The 15,233-nt window shown below is 48.3% G+C and carries 21 protein-coding genes and 1 pseudogene; 19 read left to right on the plus strand and 3 right to left on the minus strand.

The annotated features are described in order from the left end of the window. The first annotated feature begins 31 nt into the window (after window positions 1-31). The 5 genes and pseudogenes from DW677_RS11605 (at window position 32) to DW677_RS11625 (ending at window position 4,192) form a co-directional block, all read left to right on the plus strand. Complete coding sequence (locus tag DW677_RS11605; protein ID WP_005361074.1) at window positions 32-508, plus strand: PcfB family protein; 477 nt, start codon at window positions 32-34, stop codon at window positions 506-508. After that, window positions 505-1,524 (plus strand): annotated as a pseudogene (locus tag DW677_RS11610) (type IV secretory system conjugative DNA transfer family protein); the annotation flags it as partial. The gene DW677_RS11605 and the pseudogene DW677_RS11610, both read left to right, overlap by 4 nt. Before the next feature lie 91 nt (window positions 1,525-1,615). Then, window positions 1,616-3,496 carry a recombinase family protein gene (locus tag DW677_RS11615; protein WP_117567331.1) on the plus strand — a complete coding sequence of 627 codons (1,881 nt, stop codon included), beginning with the start codon at window positions 1,616-1,618 and terminating at the stop codon, window positions 3,494-3,496. A 26-nt stretch (window positions 3,497-3,522) separates the two neighbouring features. Next, window positions 3,523-3,876: a TnpV protein gene (locus DW677_RS11620; RefSeq protein WP_117567333.1), complete on the plus strand. Its 354-nt coding sequence runs from the start codon at window positions 3,523-3,525 to the stop codon at window positions 3,874-3,876. Between the two features lie 16 nt (window positions 3,877-3,892). Continuing rightward, on the plus strand, window positions 3,893-4,192 hold the full coding sequence (locus tag DW677_RS11625) for a hypothetical protein (protein ID WP_024738627.1): 300 nt from the start codon (window positions 3,893-3,895) through the stop codon (window positions 4,190-4,192). Window positions 4,193-4,219: 27 nt separating this feature from the next. Here DW677_RS11625 and DW677_RS11630 read toward each other — a convergent pair whose 3' ends face one another. After that, window positions 4,220-4,588 carry a helix-turn-helix transcriptional regulator gene (locus tag DW677_RS11630; protein ID WP_005933665.1) on the minus strand — a complete coding sequence of 123 codons (369 nt, stop codon included), beginning with the start codon at window positions 4,586-4,588 and terminating at the stop codon, window positions 4,220-4,222. Between the two features lie 144 nt (window positions 4,589-4,732). Here DW677_RS11630 and DW677_RS11635 point away from each other — a divergent pair, with 144 nt between their 5' ends. The 12 genes from DW677_RS11635 (at window position 4,733) to mobQ (ending at window position 13,507) form a co-directional block, all read left to right on the plus strand. Then, on the plus strand, window positions 4,733-4,921 hold the full coding sequence (locus DW677_RS11635) for a helix-turn-helix domain-containing protein (protein ID WP_117567335.1): 189 nt from the start codon (window positions 4,733-4,735) through the stop codon (window positions 4,919-4,921). Further along, window positions 4,914-5,606 carry a response regulator transcription factor gene (locus DW677_RS11640; protein ID WP_055186324.1) on the plus strand — a complete coding sequence of 231 codons (693 nt, stop codon included), beginning with the start codon at window positions 4,914-4,916 and terminating at the stop codon, window positions 5,604-5,606. Before DW677_RS11635 ends, DW677_RS11640 begins: the two co-directional genes overlap by 8 nt. 5 nt (window positions 5,607-5,611) lie before the next feature. After that, the gene (locus DW677_RS11645) at window positions 5,612-6,529 is read left to right on the plus strand and encodes a HAMP domain-containing sensor histidine kinase (RefSeq protein WP_012816190.1); all 918 of its coding nucleotides are present in this window, start codon (window positions 5,612-5,614) and stop codon (window positions 6,527-6,529) included. 134 nt (window positions 6,530-6,663) lie between these two features. Next, window positions 6,664-7,590, plus strand: coding sequence for an ABC transporter ATP-binding protein (locus DW677_RS11650; protein WP_117567336.1), 927 nt, complete (start codon window positions 6,664-6,666; stop codon window positions 7,588-7,590). Continuing rightward, a complete protein-coding gene (locus DW677_RS11655; protein ID WP_117492181.1) occupies window positions 7,583-8,377 on the plus strand; it encodes an ABC transporter permease in 795 nt (264 codons plus the stop codon). Before DW677_RS11650 ends, DW677_RS11655 begins: the two co-directional genes overlap by 8 nt. Window positions 8,378-8,389: 12 nt before the next feature. Beyond that, on the plus strand, window positions 8,390-9,205 hold the full coding sequence (locus tag DW677_RS11660; RefSeq protein WP_117492179.1) for an ABC transporter permease: 816 nt from the start codon (window positions 8,390-8,392) through the stop codon (window positions 9,203-9,205). A gap of 5 nt (window positions 9,206-9,210) precedes the next feature. Further along, on the plus strand, window positions 9,211-9,672 hold the full coding sequence (locus DW677_RS11665; protein WP_117567337.1) for a hypothetical protein: 462 nt from the start codon (window positions 9,211-9,213) through the stop codon (window positions 9,670-9,672). A gap of 442 nt (window positions 9,673-10,114) precedes the next feature. Further along, window positions 10,115-10,528, plus strand: coding sequence for a sigma factor-like helix-turn-helix DNA-binding protein (locus DW677_RS11670; RefSeq protein ID WP_117567338.1), 414 nt, complete (start codon window positions 10,115-10,117; stop codon window positions 10,526-10,528). Between the two features lie 103 nt (window positions 10,529-10,631). Continuing rightward, a complete protein-coding gene (locus tag DW677_RS11675; RefSeq protein ID WP_117567340.1) occupies window positions 10,632-11,084 on the plus strand; it encodes an RNA polymerase subunit sigma-24 in 453 nt (150 codons plus the stop codon). A gap of 10 nt (window positions 11,085-11,094) precedes the next feature. Further along, on the plus strand, window positions 11,095-11,556 hold the full coding sequence (locus DW677_RS11680; protein WP_117567372.1) for a sigma factor-like helix-turn-helix DNA-binding protein: 462 nt from the start codon (window positions 11,095-11,097) through the stop codon (window positions 11,554-11,556). A gap of 28 nt (window positions 11,557-11,584) precedes the next feature. Then, window positions 11,585-11,875 (plus strand): DUF3847 domain-containing protein, encoded by a 291-nt coding sequence (locus tag DW677_RS11685; RefSeq protein ID WP_117567342.1) that lies wholly within the window; start codon window positions 11,585-11,587, stop codon window positions 11,873-11,875. A 210-nt stretch (window positions 11,876-12,085) separates the two neighbouring features. Then, window positions 12,086-13,507, plus strand: coding sequence for a MobQ family relaxase (mobQ, locus tag DW677_RS11690; protein ID WP_278286997.1), 1,422 nt, complete (start codon window positions 12,086-12,088; stop codon window positions 13,505-13,507). A 77-nt stretch (window positions 13,508-13,584) separates the two neighbouring features. Here the strand turns inward: mobQ and DW677_RS11695 are convergent, their stop codons facing one another. Together DW677_RS11695 and DW677_RS11700 are read right to left on the minus strand one after the other, a co-directional pair. Then, window positions 13,585-13,875 (minus strand): type II toxin-antitoxin system YafQ family toxin, encoded by a 291-nt coding sequence (locus DW677_RS11695; RefSeq protein WP_117567346.1) that lies wholly within the window; start codon window positions 13,873-13,875, stop codon window positions 13,585-13,587. Continuing rightward, on the minus strand, window positions 13,872-14,150 hold the full coding sequence (locus DW677_RS11700) for a type II toxin-antitoxin system RelB/DinJ family antitoxin (protein WP_005924829.1): 279 nt from the start codon (window positions 14,148-14,150) through the stop codon (window positions 13,872-13,874). Before DW677_RS11700 ends, DW677_RS11695 begins: the two co-directional genes overlap by 4 nt. A 126-nt stretch (window positions 14,151-14,276) precedes the next feature. On the opposite strand from DW677_RS11700, the gene DW677_RS11705 reads away from it, so the two are divergent. Beyond that, window positions 14,277-14,675, plus strand: coding sequence for a cysteine-rich VLP domain-containing protein (locus DW677_RS11705; RefSeq protein ID WP_117567347.1), 399 nt, complete (start codon window positions 14,277-14,279; stop codon window positions 14,673-14,675). A 113-nt stretch (window positions 14,676-14,788) separates the two neighbouring features. Next, on the plus strand, window positions 14,789-15,233 hold a 445-nt coding region (locus DW677_RS18790; RefSeq protein WP_242992162.1), incomplete at its 3' end, for a phage replisome organizer N-terminal domain-containing protein.

Raw genomic sequence — 15,233 nt, forward strand, 5'->3', positions numbered from 1 at the left:
ATTATAAATACCGATTTTATCAGAAAGGAGGATGCTCTTGCAGGAAGAACTCGAACAACGAACGGTTTCTGTTTCTATACAGGCAGCAAAACTGTCAGGGCGGGTACTGCGTGCGGCTATTGCTGCGGTACTCCAAAAGATGGAACAGGAACGCACAATGCCAAAAGTCGGGCGCAACAGCATGAAGCGGCTGACTTATAAAGACCCCGGAGCCAATACCATTGAAGTTTCAGGGCGAATCCGCTCTTTTGAACGGTATGCCAGAAAACATCAGGTACGCTACCATATAGAAAAGGAACTTGGGACCGATCCCCCAAAATGGACGGTATATTTCAAGGCAAACCAGGCGGATGCACTGACGGCAGCTTTTAAGGAATATACAAAGAAAGACCTTACACGCAGCACCAGACCGTCGCTGCTTATACAGCTTCATAAGTTCAAAGAACTGGCACAGTCGCTTGGCCGTGACCGTGTAAAGAACAAAGAACACGGAGGACCGGAACGATGAAGATTGATGCAGAAACATTGAAAAAACAGGTCATTCTCCATCTGCCTTATGTTCTGTTCCTTCTGGTATTTGCCAAGCTGGGCGAAGCGGTGCGGCTGGCTCCCGGAGCAGACGCTTCCCAAAAGCTGTTAGGACTGTCCGAAGGCTTTGCCCTTGCGTTTCAGAGTATGTGGCCGGGGGCGGCAATGGACTGGCTGATCGGTTTCTGCGGTGCAGCCATTATGCGGCTGGCAGTCTATCTTAGAGGGAAAGACGCTAAGAAATACCGCAAAAATGTGGAATATGGTTCTGCAAGATGGGGAAATAAAGCCGATATTGCCCCGTTTATGGACCCAAATCCGGAAAACAATATCATTCTTACCCAAAGTGAAGGACTGATGTTAAACGGAAGGCCCAAAAATCCGGCCAATGCAAGAAATAAAAATGTACTGGTAGTCGGAGGATCAGGTTCGGGAAAAACGCGCTTTTTCATCAAGCCCAATCTGATGCAAATGCACAGTTCCTACGTCGTCACCGATCCGAAAGGTACAGTCCTTGTGGAATGCGGAAAGATGTTGCAGCGAGGCACACCAAAGCTGGACAAGGACGGAAAGCCTGTGCGTAATGAAAAAGGAAAGATCATCTATGAGTCCTATAAAATACGGGTATTCAATACGATCAATTTCCAGAAAAGTATGCACTTTAACCCGTTCGCCTACATTCATTCCGAGAAAGATATTCTGAAGATCGTCACTACCCTAATCGCCAATACCAAAGGCGAAGGAAAAGCCGGAGACGATTTCTGGGTCAAGGCAGAAACCCTGCTCTATACGGCACTGATCGGATATATCTATTATGAGGCTCCGGCAAACGAACAGAATTTTGCCACACTGGTAGAAATGCTGAACGCAATGGAAGTCCGTGAGGATGATGAGTCGTTCAAAAATGCCGTTGACCTTCTCTTTGACGCGCTGGAACAGAAAGACCCGGATCATTTTGCCCTGCGTCAATATAAGAAATATAAGCTCGCTGCCGGAGATGTATGCTCTAAGTGACTTCTTAATCATGGTTTTTGTCATGGTTAGTGAAGCAGTCACTTAGAGCATTTTTGTTTCAGGAGGTACAGCCATGAGAAATGAAAAAATTACCCCACTGTACGAGCGCCTGAGCCGGGACGATGAGTTACAGGGCGAGAGCAATTCCATATCCAACCAAAAACAGATGTTAGAGGATTTTGCCCGCCGGAATGGGCTGCCCAACCCTACGCACTTTACCGATGATGGTATCTCAGGCACCCGTTTTGACCGCCCCGGATTTTTGGCGATGATGGAGGAAGTGGAGGCAGGGCGTGTAGAGGCAATCGTCATCAAGGACATGAGCCGGTTAGGACGCGACTATCTGAAGGTCGGTCAAGTTATGGAGGTTTTGCGGCAGCGAGGCGTTCGGCTGATCGCCATTAACGACGGTGTAGACAGTCTGAAAGGTGATGACGATTTTACCCCGTTCCGCAACATTATGAATGAATTTTACGCCCGTGATACCAGTCGGAAAATCCGCTCTGTGTTTAAGTCAAAAGGCATGAGCGGTAAGCACCTGACAGGCACCGTGGTTTACGGCTACTTATGGGACGAAAAGCGGGAGCATTGGCTGGTAGATGAAGAAGCCGCCGAAGTGGTGCGCCGTATCTTCTCCCTCACGCTGGAGGGATATGGGCCTTATCAGATCGCTTGCAAACTATCCGCAGACCGGATTGAAATTCCCGTCGTACACCTTGCCCGCTTCAACGAGGGTGTGAACCGTTCAAAGCCGGTCAAAGACCCCTATGGATGGGGATCATCTACCATCGTGAACATTTTGAAAAAACGAGAGTATTTAGGGCATACCATCAATTTCAAGACCCGTAAGCACTTTAAGGACAAGAAAAGCCACTATGTTTCTGAGGACGAATGGACGATCTTTGAGAATACCCATGAAGCCATTATCGACCAGCAGACCTTTGATTTGGCGCAGAAAATCCGTAGCAATGTACGGCGTTATCCAAACGGCTGGGGCGAAGCGGCTCCCCTCACAGGCTTGCTCTATTGTTCCGATTGCGGCGGCAAGATGTATGTCCACCGCACCAACAATGGCAAGCGGGTTTCTCAATATACCTGTTCCAATTATACCAAAGTTCCGTGTGGGACACTATGCCCTACACAACACCGTATCAATGAGAGTGCTGTCCTGACATTGGTTTCCGACACGCTCCGGGCTATCGCTGAATATTCGAGAAATGACCGGACGGAATTTATTCACACTGTTCAGGAGACGCAGGTTGCTCAACAGAGTGCCGATATATCGAAAAAGCGCAGGCGTCTGGCTGCTGCCCAAAAGAGAGCCGGAGAACTGGAAAAACTGATTTGCAAAATCTATGAGGACAATGCCCTCGGCAAGCTGCCGGATGCACGATATAGGGCGCTTGATGCACAGTATGCCAAAGAGCAGGACGCACTTGAGATTGAAATTGCGGAGCTGGAAAAGGCTGTTACCGGCTACGAGCAAAGCCAGAAATCAGCGGAGAAATTTATAGCCCTGATTGATAAGTACGAGAATTTTGACACGCTGACAAACACCATGCTCAATGAGTTTGTAGAGAAAATCCTTGTCCACGAACGCGCCAGAAAAGGTAGTCAGGACACCACGCAGGAAATTGAAATCTACTTCAATTTTTTAGGACGCTATATCCCACCATCCTTACAGCCGGTTCCTTTAACACCGGAGGAACAGGAAGAATTGCGAAAAAAAGAAGAACGCAAGGACAGGCTCCATCAGAACTATTTGAAACGAAAAGCCAGCGGCGCACAGAAACGGTATGAGGACAAAATCAAGGCGAAGAAAAAAGCGGAAATGGATGCTAAGAAAGCCCTGATCCGGGCTGAGGATATGAAAAAAGGTGTTTTTTCTACTATCGGTCAGCTGCCGAAAGAAGAACCGCACAAAGGCAGCATAGCAGCCAGCGCAGCAGTCTAATCATCACGAAGCAAAGGAGAATGAATATGAGTAAGTTGACTTACATTCGTTGTGGAGATTATGATATACCCAACCTAAAACTTTCTGAACAGCCGGAAACTTCTATTGGCAAGTACGGCAGGATGAGAAAATCCTACCTGAAGGAACATCGCCCCATTCTCTACAACCAACTGCTGATGAGCGAGAAGCTGTATCCACACCTGTTAGAGATTGACCGGACAGCGCAGGAGCGCGTGGACACCATGTTGCCTCACATGATGGAGACTGCGGGTGTCACGGAGGAACTGAAAGCCTGTGACCCTATGCGCTGGGTGGGGCTGATGAACACATTAGCGGCACAGATTGAGGAAATTTTAATCAGGGAACTGATTTGCAGCTGAATGGGAGGTGTGGGAAATGCTGACCTTTGAAAAGGTTTTGAAAGTGTTTCAGGCATATCTGGATGATGACCCTCTGTATGAGGTGGTTCAGACCAGTCATGGTTATACATTGATGGCATGGGAACCCCACCGGAATGACTGGTACAGCGCTGAAATACAGAAAACCCCGGAGGATTTACGGAACGCTTTGTTGGGTACATACGCCAACTTTCTGGAAGATAAGATTACTGGAAATGACCGTGACCTGACTGTGACAGAAACCGGAGAAATCCAGCAGAGGTGTCGGGAACTTTTGGAAAAGTGCCGGGAACCTTGATATAGAAATGCCAGAAGGAGGCCGCGATTATGCGTCCTCCTTCTGCTTCGCAGTCTGTTCCATTTTGAGCGCCCCGTCTATGGCACCTTCGATAATCGGCAGGTATTCTTCAGGGCAAAGCTTCAGCTTGTGGCTGACCCGTTGCCGCTGTTCGCTTTCTTCTCGCATAATCTCCGGGTTAAAATACCGTTCCACGGGAAGTCCGCAGACCTTAATCAACTGGATCATCACAGGCAGGCTCGGAATCGCACCTTGATTCTCAATGTTGGCAAGATACCGCCATTCAATCCCAACCATTTCTGCCAATGTTTTTCGTGCCAGACGCTTTGCCTCTCGTGCAGCTTTGACATCTGCGCCGAAGGTTTCAAAACCGGGACAATCTTCAACTTTCGCCATATAACATCACCCAGTTACATTGTATAATTCATACTTCGCCCGTGGAATGTTGCTATATGCAGGTTGGTTGAAGTTTATAATTCACATTTCGTTCCTTGCATTGTTCGAGAAAGAGAACTATAATGTATTCTGTGGAGGTGCGAAATGGACTATATGACATTGAAAGAGGCCGCCGAAAAGTGGGGCGTGACACCTCGTAGGGTAAATTATTATTGTGCTGGTGGGCGTATCCCCGGCGCTGTGAAAATGGCCGGTGTTTGGCTGATCCCTAAAACTGCGGAGAAGCCGATTGATGGCCGGACAAAACAAGGGAAGGGGTTGCACCATGAATAAAATCCTGATTATAGATGATGACAGAGAACTGTGCGCTCTGATTAAACGTAGCGTACAAGCAGAAAACATAGAAGCTGATTTTTGTAATACCGGAAAAGAGGGCTTACAAAAATTAAGAGAGCAGGAATACCAGCTTGTGGTGCTGGATGTGATGATGCCCGGCATGGACGGGTTTGAAACGCTGGAAGAAATTCGCAAGGAGTACAGCTTGCCGATTTTGATGTTCACATCTAAAAATGACAGCATTTCTAAAGTGCGGGGTTTACGAGCCGGAGCGGACGATTATCTGACAAAACCGTTTGATATGGATGAACTGATTGCCCGTATTGCGTCTCTTATTCGCCGCTACACTCGCTTTAATCAGCAAGCTGGAGCCATACAAAAGCTAAATTTTGACGGATTGCAGATTGACCTTGAAAATCGTTCTGTTACTACATCAAACGGCACTTTTGAACTGCCCCCAAAGGAATTTGATTTGCTCCTGTACTGTGCAAAACATCAAGGGAAAATTTTGACCAAACAGCAGATTTATGAGGAAGTATGGGGCGAAGAATATTTCTATGATGACAGTAACATTATGGCGATTATCAGCCGACTTCGTAAAAAATTAGAAGTCAATCCTTCAAGCCCAAAGTATATACAAACGGTCAAAGGGATTGGCTACCGGTTTAATAAGGAGGTGTAGTCAGCATGGAAATTATCGTATTCTTGTCCATTGTGATTGCTGTTGTGGCTGTATTGACTTCCATCGTTCTCGTTCGGCGTGTAAAAAAACAAATAGCAGAAATGACCGATGTGCTGGTTGATGTGAAAAACGGAAATGGCAACCGGCGTATTCTATCTGCAACAAATGAACTGACAGCACCTCTTGCCTATGAAATCAATGAGATCGTTGTGGCCTATGAAAGCAGACTTTCAACTGTACGGCAGACAGAAGAAACCAACCGCCAGCTTATGACGAGCCTTTCCCATGACGTGCGAACGCCTCTTACTACTCTGCTTGGGTATCTTGACGCTACACACAAAGGACTGGTCACAGGAAAAGACCGGGATGATTATATTGAAACCGCCCGTCGGAAAGCCCATGATCTGAAAGAATACATTGATGTACTCTTTGACTGGTTCAAGTTAAATTCAAACGAGTTTGCTTTGGAGATCCAGAGCGTTGAGGTTGCAGAGCTGACAAGAAATATTCTGATCGACTGGATACCGATTTTTGAGGATAAACAGGTTGATTATGACATTGATATTCCTGAACAGCCTGTCCGGGTAAGATTGGATATGGATAGCTATATGAGGATCATCAATAACCTTATTCAAAATGTAATCGCTCACAGCCATGCGGACAAAATCAAAATTTCCCTATCGAAGAAGGAAAATAACATGGAGCTGCTGCTGGCGGATAATGGAGTGGGAATTGAGAAAGAAGATTTGAAACACATATTTGAACGGCTTTATAAGTGTGATAAAGGACGCTCTGAAAAAGGCAGCGGACTTGGTCTTTCTATTGTCCATCAGCTTGTAGAAAAGATGGGTGGAAGTATAACAGTTGAAAGTTTGCCGGGAAAAGGAACTGAATTTATGTTGCTTTTTCCTTTGGAGAGTTAAGCGGGTTCCCGTCTTTATGGCGGGAGCCTTTGTCATTTTACTGGATTTCAAATTGCAAGGTTAATGCAAGGTTGCGGCAAGGTTAATGCAAGGTTGGCATGATAGAATACCTTACAGAACAGGAGGTTTTGAATATGGATACAAATTATATCATTGAAACAAAAAATCTGACAAAGCAATACGGCTCACAAAAGAGTGTGGCTGCCTTAAATATTCATGTGAAGCGTGGGAGAATTTACGGTCTGCTGGGCAGAAACGGAGCCGGAAAAACCACTACCATGAAAATGCTGTTGGGCTTAACGAAGCCGACTTCCGGGGAGGTCAAAATCTGGGGAAAGTCTTTGCAAGGGAATGAAAAGAAGCTGTTGCCCCGTATTGGCAGTTTGATTGAGTCCCCTGGTTTTTATCCCAATCTGACCGGTACGGAGAACCTGCGTATCTTTGCTACCCTGCGTGGAGTACCAAACAATCATGCCATCAAAGACGCTCTGGATTTGGTCGGGCTACCTTACAAGGATAAAAAGCTGTTTTCGCAATACTCTCTTGGCATGAAGCAGCGGTTGGCGATTGCCCTTGCAGTCATGCACGATCCGGAGCTTTTGATTTTGGATGAGCCGATCAACGGTCTCGATCCCATCGGTATTGCAGAAGTACGTTCCTTTATTCGTGAGCTTTGTGACGCGCGAGGAAAAACCATTTTGATTTCCAGTCACATTCTTTCGGAGATTTCCTTGCTGGCTGACGATATTGGAATTATCGACCACGGCGCATTGCTGGAAGAAGAAAGCCTTGCTGAGCTGGAGCAAAAAAGCAGTAAGCATATCCGGTTTACGCTCTCTGATACTGCACAGGCGGCAAGAATTTTGGAACGCAATTTCCATGAAACCCATTTTTCCATACAAGACGACCACAATCTGCGTCTACACAATATGGAGCTACCCGTGGGGAAAATTGTAACTGCTTTTGTAGAAAACGGATTGGAGGTATCAGAAGCACATACCTGTGAAGAAAGTCTTGAAGATTACTTCAAGCGTGTGACAGGGGGCGAAGGAATTGCTTAAACTAATCAAATGCGAATTTTTGAAATTGAAACGGAAGCCATTGGTATTTATTTCCCTACTGCTTTCTGTTTTCATGCCATTGGCTTATGCTTTCTTTCTGGCAGATGTAAACACTGATGTGGATGCTGTAAATGGAGTGATGTCCAGCCTATTCCAGCTTAGTGCATATTTGCTTTTGATGCCGCTTCTTGTGATACTGGCTTCGAATCTGTTGTTTGAGGAACTTGATAATGACACACTGAAAAACCTTGTTACCGTACCGGTAAATAGAACCAAGCTGGTGCTGTCCAAGATGCTGGTTTTACTGTTGTTTGCCGTTGGCTTTATGGCAGTTGGAGGATTGGTAAATCTTGCGGTTTTGTTGTTTCAGGGTTGGAAACCGGTTGGGTTTTGGACCTTGTTTGGCGTTGGAATTGAAGAAGGGCTGATTATGTGGGTGGGCGCACTTCCCTGTATTCTGCTCGTTGTTCTTCTTAATAAAAACTATATCGTGTCTGTCGTGATTACCTTTTTCTATACGATTGCGAATTATATCCTTTCCATGAACGATATGTTTCTCACACAGCCTTTTGGTTTGAACATAGGAACCCTGTTTCCGGGGCCGCTGGCCTTCCGCTGGACATTCCAATTTTATGACCAAAGCCAGACCAGTGCGGAGTTAGCAGATTTGTTGGAACGGGTCAGTCCGTATTTTCTGAATGGTGTTCAGGTATTCGGTGTGATTATTGTGGAAGCCATTGTATTTCTTGCGCTGATTGCATTTGTTTACCAGCGACAGGAAATCTAAGGGGGTGTGACTATGTGGAACTTATTAAAATCGGAATTACTGAAACTGCGCCGGTGCCAGATTCTTTTGGTAGGACTGGTGGCGCTTGCACTCTGTCCTTTGGTTCAGTATGGAAGTCAGTTGATTGTGGAGGCAGAGTACCGAAATCCAAATTATGATTTTTCTGCACTATTTGAAAATGTTGTTTGGGGAAACACTCAGATATTCCTTCCAATTTCACTGGTAATGATCGGAGGATGGCTTATAGACAGAGAATCCACTCATGATACACTGAAAAACATCATGACAATTCCTGTTTCTATGCCGAAAATGTTGGGAGCTAAGTTACTTTTAGTCGGTATGCTTGCAGTTCTGCTGGGAATATACAGCGTTGGCATTACCTTGATTACTGGATTGACGGTTGGATTATCGGGACTGACAGCGGAAGTGTTTTTTCATGGAGGTACGCAGATCGTGTTAGCGGCTCTGACGACCTATTTGGTCTGTATGCCGCTGATCCTGATTTTTGGGCAGATCCGAGGGGCATATCTGGGCGGTTCCATTCTGGCGTTCTTCCTTGGATACAGCATGTTGTTTTTCAAAAGTGGTATCCTTGCCAGCATCTATCCGTTCTCTGCTGCGCTGATTTTAGTGGGATTTGACATGAGTGAATATGCCGGAACAACCACATCCTCAACCCCTTTGTTGGCGGTCATTGGGATTGGCATCATGGTTCTCTGGGCGGTGCTGTTGTTACTGATGTCCAGTAACAAAAAAGAAATGAAATCCCGTAAACAGGCAAATGCTAAGGGAAAAGGAAAGCGTGCTGTACGCAGGAAAGGAAGGTGATAGCTGTGAAGAAAATAGTTTTATCATTATGCCTGATACTATTGGGTGCTTCTGTGCTTTCAGGTTGTACAAAAGACGAATTTCTCGATCAGTATAACAATATTGTTCAGTCTGCTGGTTCCATAGCGCTTACCGGAAATTCATCCTTACAAGGTACGAAAGAAAAAGGAATTGATGATTATACAGGAAGCTATACAGCCAACTATGAGGATTTTTCAGATACAGAGTATTTGTTCGGCGGAACTTCCGTAAAGCGTGAAGCTGGTAAGGATCTGGCTATTGACTGCGCGCTGGAGGTTACGGAGGGAACTGCAAAAGTATTTTGGATTTCTGGAGCTGATGAAGCAGTCACTTTGTTTGAAACAACCGGAACATATAGTGATACAATTACACTCCCTGAAGGTGGAAACTATATCGGTATTGAATGTGAGAATTTCACTGGAAACATTGAATTAGATATTGAATAATACTCTGCCGGACGACGGCAAAAGAAAAAAAGCCGTCGTAGAGCAGACAATTTGACACGCCCATTTGAAACGGCGGCTTTGATTTCAGAGCCGCCGTTTCTTTGCGTTTACACAAACCAATGACGACTTGCAGGGACACGGTAGCCGATTGGAGGTTATTTCGCCGTGTCCTTTTCTCTTTTTCGCAGTATCCATGATCTGCACCAGTTAAAAAAAGCCTGTTCCCAGCAGCGGAGCAATGCGGTCAGAAGTATGCACTATACCATATAACTAAACAGCAAAATATACTCTATTACGCTCGTATGGCTTTATGCCGTCCGGGCGCTTTTTTGTCTCTATGGAGCCGGAACATCGGGTCAGCATGGCCCGAACTTTATCCCCGGTGCCGCTCCCCGCCGCCTCATTCAGATTTACCAAAAAAATCTGAATGGAGGAAAGGCAGATGGAAGTTACCATCAATTATAACGGACAAGCTGTGACCGTGGAGGTCACGCTGGAAGTCTGTGAATTTCTTGACCGGGCCGATCACAAAACGGAGAACCTGTTCCATGAGCAGCGGCGGCATTGGGATGGCCGGGAGTTTGACGAGTACATCATTACCACCGAAGGCGTAGGAGCCTACCGAGAAACGCCGGAAGAATATCTTTGCCGCATGGAAACGCTGCATGAGCTGATGGCTGTTCTGGACACCTGTACCGAGGCCCAGCGCCGCCGGTTCCTGCTCTATGCGCTTGACGGGCTGAGCCTTGCAGAGATCGGTGTGCTGTGCGGCTGCTCCAAAGTGGCTGTTTATCAAAGTGTGGCGGCGGTCAGAAAAAAATTTATAAATTTCTTTGAGAACAGGCTTAACGAATGACCTGTTTTCTGGCTACCAAGTGAAAGGGATCATTTCCCTTATCTCAGCGAGGGGCGGACAACGGACAAGCTGCCCGCCTCTCCGATTTTCAGGAGGTAAGCCTATGAAAACAATCAATCTGCGGTGGATGTATCCCCACTACCGGCATGACGAGTTTGTGGATGTCACGGACGAGGTATGGGCAGCGATGTATCAGGCTCAGCGGGAGATGGAGAACTATGAGCGTCGGAAAGTCTACCACCGCGCCTACTACTCTCTGGACGCATACAGCTGGCTGGAAAATTACGCACTGGAACACAGCAGATCGTCGGAAGATATTTTGCTGGAACGAGAAGAAATGACCACCCGCCTGCACCTGATTGCAGCTCTGCCTGCGGCTCTGGCTCATGCCACTCCGACACAGGCCCGCCGTGTTCACGCCTACTACATTGCCGGTATCAAGCAGCCGGAAATCGCCCGGAGAGAGGGTATCCATAGCAGTAAGGTCAGCGTTGCCATCCACCGGGGGCTGCGGAATATGCGCCGCTGCTATGATGACCTTTTTCAAACAGAGTGAGGGCGTGCCTATGCAGACCATAAATCTCAAACAATATTATCCATTTTGCAAAGAGGACATTTTTGTGGAGGTGTCCGATGAGATCGTCGAAGCGTTTCTTCTGGACAAGAGAGCCGAGGCCGCCAGAGATCGCAAGATGTTCCGGTATAAGGCGTTTTATTCCCTCGATTGTAACGATGGAATCGAAAATGCCGCCATCGGCTGGGCGCAGCCATCGCCGGAGGACTACCTGATAGAAAAAGAAGAATTAGCCGAATACGAAGATCTGATACGGCGATTGTACGAAGCCATTTCTTCCCTGCCACCTATGCAGGCCCGCCGTGTCCATGCACGCTATATGCTGGATATGAAAGTGAAAGATATTGCCGCAATGGAGGGTATCACACCATCGCAGGCGGGAAAATCCATCCACGCTGCACTGCGGAGGCTGCGCCGGTACTTTGCGCGTCAGAAATGGACGGTCAATCTATGAGTATTTCCAAAGAAAAGAGGTGCCTGACATGAACGAAAAAATTACAGCCCACCCTCAAAAAGAAGAACGGGAGAAAGTCCTGAAGGAGATTCGGCAGCTTGAAAACCGAAAGAAGATTTTGGAGAACAAGCAGCGGAACGAAGAACGCAGGGTTCGCACCCGCCGCCTGATTGAGCGCGGAGCCGTTTTGGAGGGGATTTTCCCGCTGGCTCCCGACCTTTCCGGCGCAGAGGTCAAAGCATTTCTGATTGCCCTGTCCCATCTTCCGGGGGCCGCGGAATTGACTGCAAACCTGTCACAATCCGGGGACACGCCATAAGTCCCTTGTTTACAAGGGCGCACTTATACACCGTTTCCGGTGCTGTGCGCCCTGCCGGGGGCGTTGCGTACTTCGTCCGCGATGGGAAGCTACGCTCCCCAAACCCCTTGTGCACTCTGCGCAGCCAAACACCCGCTTTGCGTTTGTCCGGCTCCACAGAGCCTGTTATCCCCTCACTGAAAGGAGGTATTCCCCATAGATTTCTGTCATATCCCCGTCAGTATCATCAAGCGCAGCGCGGGCCGTTCTGCTGTTGCCGCAGCTGCTTACCGCAGCGGAACCAAGCTGACAAATGAATGGGATGGAATGACCCACGACTACACCCGGAAAGGCGGCATTGTCCATGCGGAGATCATGCTGCCTGCCCACGCCCCGCCAGAGTTTGCAGACCGCTCCACCCTCTGGAACAGCGTGGAGCAAATCGAGAAAGCAAGGGATAGCCAGCTTGCCCGCGAGATCGAAGCAGCCCTGCCCCGTGAACTGTCCGGTGAACAGCAGCTTGCCCTTGTGCGCGCCTATGTGAAGGACAACTTTGTAGACAAAGGAATGTGTGCTGACTTTGCTATCCATGACAAGGGAACCGGCAACCCTCATGTCCATATCATGCTGACGCTCCGGCCTCTGAAAGAAAATGGACAGTGGGGCGCAAAGTGCCGCAAGGCATACGATCTGGACGAGAACGGACAGCGTATCCAGGATGGGAAAGGCGGCTGGAAAAATCATCGGGAGGATACGACCGACTGGAACGATAAAGGAAATGTGGAGATTTGGCGGGCAGCGTGGGCAGCCTACACCAACCGGGCGCTGGAATCTGCCGGTAGACCGGAGCGCATTGACCACCGCAGCTACAAGCGGCAGGGCATTGATAAAATCCCCTCTGTCCATCTGGGGGCAGCTGCCAGCCAAATGGAAAAGTGCGGTATCCGCACCGACAAGGGGGAAGTAAACCGACAGATCGCCGCCGACAACAAACTGCTGAAAGAAATTAAAGCCCGCATTACCCGTCTTTATCGCTGGTCGAAAGCCGAAACGGAAAAACCACAAACACAGCAAAGCAGCTTGACAGCTTTGTGGGAGGCTCAGCAGCAGTTGAACGCTCCCCACACCCGCACCGGCAAAATCCGGGCATTGCAAGAAAGTGCTGCACTATTCAGCTTTTTGCAGGCAAACGGCATCCAGTCTATGCAGCAGCTTCATGAAAAAATCGCTGATATGAACAGCCGTTACTATGACCTGCGCGGAAAGATCGTCAAGGCCGAGCGCCGGATCACTACCCTTACCGAGCGCGGGGAGATGTGGGAACAGTACAACCAGTACAAGTCCATCCACAAGCAGCTTGCCAAAGTAAAGCTGGAAAAACGGGAACAGTTTGAACAGCGCCACAGCCGGGAACTGATTCTGTATGACGCAGCGGCCCGGTATCTGAAAGAACTGAAAGACAGCGGCGAGGCAATCACCCCAAAGGTATGGCAGCGGGAAATTGACCAGCTGGCCGCTGAAAAGCAGACGGACACACTTGCCATGAAATCCATGCGGGAGGATTTGAAAGCAGTGGAACGGCTCCGCAAAACCGCCGAGCAGCTGTCCAGACAGGAACAGGACAAGTCTCACGACCGGGAGCCGGAGCGGTAAGGGCTACCGCGTTTCACGACATACTTTTGCACACAGAAAAACCGCCGTACAGGTTTCCCCATACGGCGGCAGACTGTTTATTTGCCGAACAAGTCGCTGTGTGTGCCGGTGCGGGCCAGCGTCAGCACCAGAACATCATCTTCTATGCGGTAGACAAGCAGCCAGTCCGGGAGAATGTGACATTCCCGATGGCCTGCCCAATCGCCGGACAGGTCATGGTCGCGGTTCTTATCCGGCAGCGGTTCGCCCATTGCCAGCAATGCTACGGCCTGCTCCAGCAGTTCGATCTTCAAGCCACGCTTGATGGCTCGTTTGTAGTCTTTTTTGAAACTGGTCGTGTACTTGACGGTATATTTGGTTTCTTTCATCTTTTCAGGTCAGCAAACAACTCGTCAAGGTCATTGTAGCCCTTTACAGACGGGTCTTTTGCAATCCTTTCCGCTTCCAGCATGGCAGCAACCGTTTCTTTGTTCGGCTGTTCCAGCCTTACTTCAAAGGGAATGCCTCCTTCACGAAGCGACTGGCGCACAAAGATGTTAAACGCCGTAGTCAGATTCATGCCAAGTTCAGTAAACAGTGCGTCCGCTTGCGCTTTCAAATCTGCGTCCATGCGGATACTGATGTTTGTGGTATTTCCAGCCATACGATCAACCCCTTTCTACTGGCAATTATAGTATATGCCATTTGCACGAAGAAAACAATACTTTGCACGAATATTTAACAATAAATTCATTCAAGGAGGTTACCTGCTTTGTGAAAGAAATCATTTATGAAGAACGACAAGACTGAACCTATCCCCGTCATGGATTACCGCCAGTACCGCAGAGCGCGGAGGCTGGTGCATGAGTGCTGCAACTACATCGACGGAAATTGTATCGCCCTGGACGATGGGGAGGAATGTGTCTGTGTCCAGTCTATTTCCTACTCCCTGTTGTGCAGGTGGTTTCGGGTGGCGGTATTGCCGCAGGATAAGGAACTGGAAACGGCGCTGTTCCACCGGCTGAATGCTAAGAAATGCTCCGTATGCGGGGCGCTGTTTACCTCCGGTTCCAACCGAGCCAAATACTGCCCGGAATGTGCCGCACGCATGAAGCGGATCAACGCCGCAAAGCGCAAGCGGAAACAACGGGAGAAATGTCACGCTTTAGGGGCTGAAAAACCCTTGTAAATCAAGGATTTTTTCGAGGGTGTCAAAGGCAGGCTGATAGATTTATCCTCCGACCCCTAAAACGGCCTTAAAATGCGTACAGAATCCCAAGAGAACCCCCAAGGAGGAACCCTATGTCAGACAACCGAAAATATTATTACCTGAAACTCAAAGAAAACTATTTTGACGATGATTCCATCGTGCTGCTGGAAAGTATGCAGGATGGTGTGCTGTATTCCAACATTCTGCTCAAGCTGTATCTGAAATCGCTGAAACATGGTGGACGGCTCCAGCTTGACGAGGACATTCCTTACACGGCGCAGATGATCGCCACCATTACCCGCCAGCAGATCGGCACTGTGGAGAGAGCCTTGCAGATCTTTTTGAAGCTGGGTCTTGTGGAAGTGCTGGAGAGCGGCACATTCTACATGAGCAACATCGAACTTTTAATCGGCCAGTCCTCTACCGAGGCCGAGCGAAAGCGGGCTGCAAGGCTTCAAAATAAGGCTCTTTCTGCGCCCCGGACAAACGGCGGACATTTGTCCGACATTCGTCCACCAGAGATAGAGATAGAGTTAG

This window comes from Clostridium sp. AM25-23AC (assembly GCF_003435125.1).
GTDB lineage: Bacteria > Bacillota > Clostridia > Lachnospirales > Lachnospiraceae > Pilosibacter > Pilosibacter fragilis.

Coding starts and splice junctions, on each gene's coding strand:
- DW677_RS11605 (WP_005361074.1), top strand. CDS start 32: ATGCTCTTGCAGGAAGAACTCGAACAACGAACGGTTTCTGTTTCTATA.
- DW677_RS11615 (WP_117567331.1), top strand. CDS start 1,616: ATGAGAAATGAAAAAATTACCCCACTGTACGAGCGCCTGAGCCGGGAC.
- DW677_RS11620 (WP_117567333.1), top strand. CDS start 3,523: ATGAGTAAGTTGACTTACATTCGTTGTGGAGATTATGATATACCCAAC.
- DW677_RS11625 (WP_024738627.1), top strand. CDS start 3,893: ATGCTGACCTTTGAAAAGGTTTTGAAAGTGTTTCAGGCATATCTGGAT.
- DW677_RS11630 (WP_005933665.1), bottom strand. CDS start 4,588: ATGGCGAAAGTTGAAGATTGTCCCGGTTTTGAAACCTTCGGCGCAGAT.
- DW677_RS11635 (WP_117567335.1), top strand. CDS start 4,733: ATGGACTATATGACATTGAAAGAGGCCGCCGAAAAGTGGGGCGTGACA.
- DW677_RS11640 (WP_055186324.1), top strand. CDS start 4,914: ATGAATAAAATCCTGATTATAGATGATGACAGAGAACTGTGCGCTCTG.
- DW677_RS11645 (WP_012816190.1), top strand. CDS start 5,612: ATGGAAATTATCGTATTCTTGTCCATTGTGATTGCTGTTGTGGCTGTA.
- DW677_RS11650 (WP_117567336.1), top strand. CDS start 6,664: ATGGATACAAATTATATCATTGAAACAAAAAATCTGACAAAGCAATAC.
- DW677_RS11660 (WP_117492179.1), top strand. CDS start 8,390: ATGTGGAACTTATTAAAATCGGAATTACTGAAACTGCGCCGGTGCCAG.
- DW677_RS11670 (WP_117567338.1), top strand. CDS start 10,115: ATGGAAGTTACCATCAATTATAACGGACAAGCTGTGACCGTGGAGGTC.
- DW677_RS11675 (WP_117567340.1), top strand. CDS start 10,632: ATGAAAACAATCAATCTGCGGTGGATGTATCCCCACTACCGGCATGAC.
- DW677_RS11680 (WP_117567372.1), top strand. CDS start 11,095: ATGCAGACCATAAATCTCAAACAATATTATCCATTTTGCAAAGAGGAC.
- DW677_RS11685 (WP_117567342.1), top strand. CDS start 11,585: ATGAACGAAAAAATTACAGCCCACCCTCAAAAAGAAGAACGGGAGAAA.
- DW677_RS11695 (WP_117567346.1), bottom strand. CDS start 13,875: ATGAAAGAAACCAAATATACCGTCAAGTACACGACCAGTTTCAAAAAA.
- DW677_RS11700 (WP_005924829.1), bottom strand. CDS start 14,150: ATGGCTGGAAATACCACAAACATCAGTATCCGCATGGACGCAGATTTG.
- DW677_RS11705 (WP_117567347.1), top strand. CDS start 14,277: ATGAAGAACGACAAGACTGAACCTATCCCCGTCATGGATTACCGCCAG.